This is a genomic window from Corallococcus terminator (assembly GCF_003611635.1).
GTDB lineage: Bacteria > Myxococcota > Myxococcia > Myxococcales > Myxococcaceae > Corallococcus > Corallococcus terminator.
The window spans coordinates 1-2,020 of sequence record NZ_RAVZ01000636.1 but is presented as its reverse complement, the minus strand read 5'-3'; the positions used below and the strand labels follow the sequence as shown (position 1 = coordinate 2,020).

Annotated in this window: 1 protein-coding gene and 1 pseudogene; one reads left to right on the top strand and one right to left on the bottom strand. The window is 70.6% G+C overall.

Features of this window, described 5'->3' with window-relative positions; all coding sequences use genetic code 11:
- Positions 1-513: pseudogene (locus tag D7V88_RS40985) on the bottom strand (hypothetical protein); the annotation flags it as partial.
- Positions 514-847: 334 nt separating this feature from the next.
- Between D7V88_RS40985 and D7V88_RS40980 the strand changes: the two are divergent.
- Positions 848-2,020: serine/threonine protein kinase (locus D7V88_RS40980; protein ID WP_147449132.1), on the top strand; the 1,173-nt coding region annotated here is incomplete at its 3' end.

Genomic DNA, 2,020 nt, shown 5'->3' with positions numbered 1-2,020 from the left:
CGCCCCCGCCCCGTGCAGCAACAGCCCCGGCACCACCGCCACCACCACCGGCAAGGCCTTGAACGGCGGGAGCGGCGCCGCGTCCTGCGTCAGCCGGACACGGGGCTCGGAGACCCGGCCTCCACCGCGCGACGGCACGTCTTCTTCCAGGGAACCGGAACCGGACCGCTGGAGCTCACCGGCTTCCGCGTAGACCGGCACGCCGCCGCTCCGCTCGGGTGCCACCACCGGGCCGGACTCGTCGGCGGACGCCGTGGGCACAAGCCGGGGCCCTGGCTCCTTCAGCACCCGGGCCATCACCTCCGGCGGCACCACCGACGCCCGCGACCCCTTGCGCACCGGCATGTCCCGGGGCACGTCGCTGCCGCCCAGTTCGGGACTGCTCGCCAGGAGCTGGAACGCGGACAGCCACCCGCCGTCGTCCTGCGCCCGCGCGCTCCCCGGGGCCAGCAGCAGCCCGAGCGCCACCGCGAAGGCGGCCGCTCCATTCCGTACCGGGCGCGCTTGCCCCATGACCGTTGTCTCGCTTCCCTGGAGGCGACCTTCCCGCCGCCTCCATCCCGACCCGAGGTCCAGGATGGCGCAGGTGATAACCCCGCCCCGGGGAAGCGCTGAAGGAAGCACCGTGAAGAAGTGTGAACCGGCGCAACAGCCCACCTCACACCCACCGCCCGCCCACCCTGGACGTCCAGTCATTTCCACGGGTTGTCACTACCCACCACGCCTGCATGCCCCGCTTTCAGCACCTGGAGCGAAATCTTCGCATGCCATGCGAGCGCGCCCGGGACTTTCGGGCGAAGGCGAGTATGCTCGGGCTTTCCCCTTTACCGGCCAAGTCTGATCGCCCGTGGCAGAACCCAGTCCCCAGCAATTCGGCAAGTACGTCCTGGTCTCCAAGATTGCCGCGGGGGGCATGGCCGTCACGTATCGCGCGCGCCTGACGGGTGCGGCCGGCGTCACGAAGCCCTGCGTCATCAAGCAGATCCTCCCGCACTTCGTGGACGACCACGACTTCGTGGAGATGTTCATCAGCGAAGCGCGCGTCGCGGCCGGCCTCACGCACGGCAACATCGCGCAGATCTTCGACTTCGGTGAAGTGGACGGGCAGTACTTCATCGCCATGGAGCTGGTGCACGGCCAGCCCCTGTCCAAGGTGCTGCGCCGCGCGGCCCGCGCCGGAGTGGGCTTCCTGCCGCAACCCCTGGCGCTGCACATCGCCAGCAAGCTGTGCGAAGGCCTGGACTACGCGCACCGCCACGTGGGCGAGGACGGCCAGACGCTGGGTCTGGTCCACCGCGACGTGTCCCCCGACAACGTCCTCATCTCCTACGAGGGCGAGGTCAAGGTCATCGACTTCGGCATCGCCAAGGCGACGAGCGCCGTCGAGGCCAAGACGTCGCCGGGCACGCTCAAGGGCAAGTACCCGTACTTCTCCCCCGAACAGGCCCGGGGACAGCAGGACCTGGACGCGCGCACGGACGTGTACGCCGCGGGCATCGTCCTCTACGAGATGCTGTGCGGCCGGCGCCCCTTCGAGGGCGAGTTCGTCACCGTGCTGCCCCGCATCATCGACGGCGACTGCCTGCCGCCGTCCGCCATCAACCCGGGCGTGGGCGAGGACCTGGAGCAGATCGTCGCGCACGCGATGGCGGTGGACCGCGACGCGCGCTACCAGACGGCGAAGGACCTGAGCGAATCGCTGGTGGAGATGCTCTACCGCGACACGCCGCGCTTCACGCCCACGATGCTGAGCCAGCTCATGTCCTACCTCTTCGCGGAGGAGCTCACCGCGGAGGGGCGCAAGGTGGAGCTGCCGCCCAGCTTCAAGGACCAACTGGCCGCGTGGCAGTCCCCCTCGTCGGAGCCGTCCCAGGGCCGCGCGCGGATGCCGTCCAGCAATGGCCGCGCGTCCAGCCCGGGGATCGTGTCGCGGCCGTCCAGCCCTGGCGTATCCCGGCCGTCCAGTTCGGGCGTGGCCCGTCCGTCCAGCCCCGGCGTGCGCTCGCCCAGCGCCTCCGGC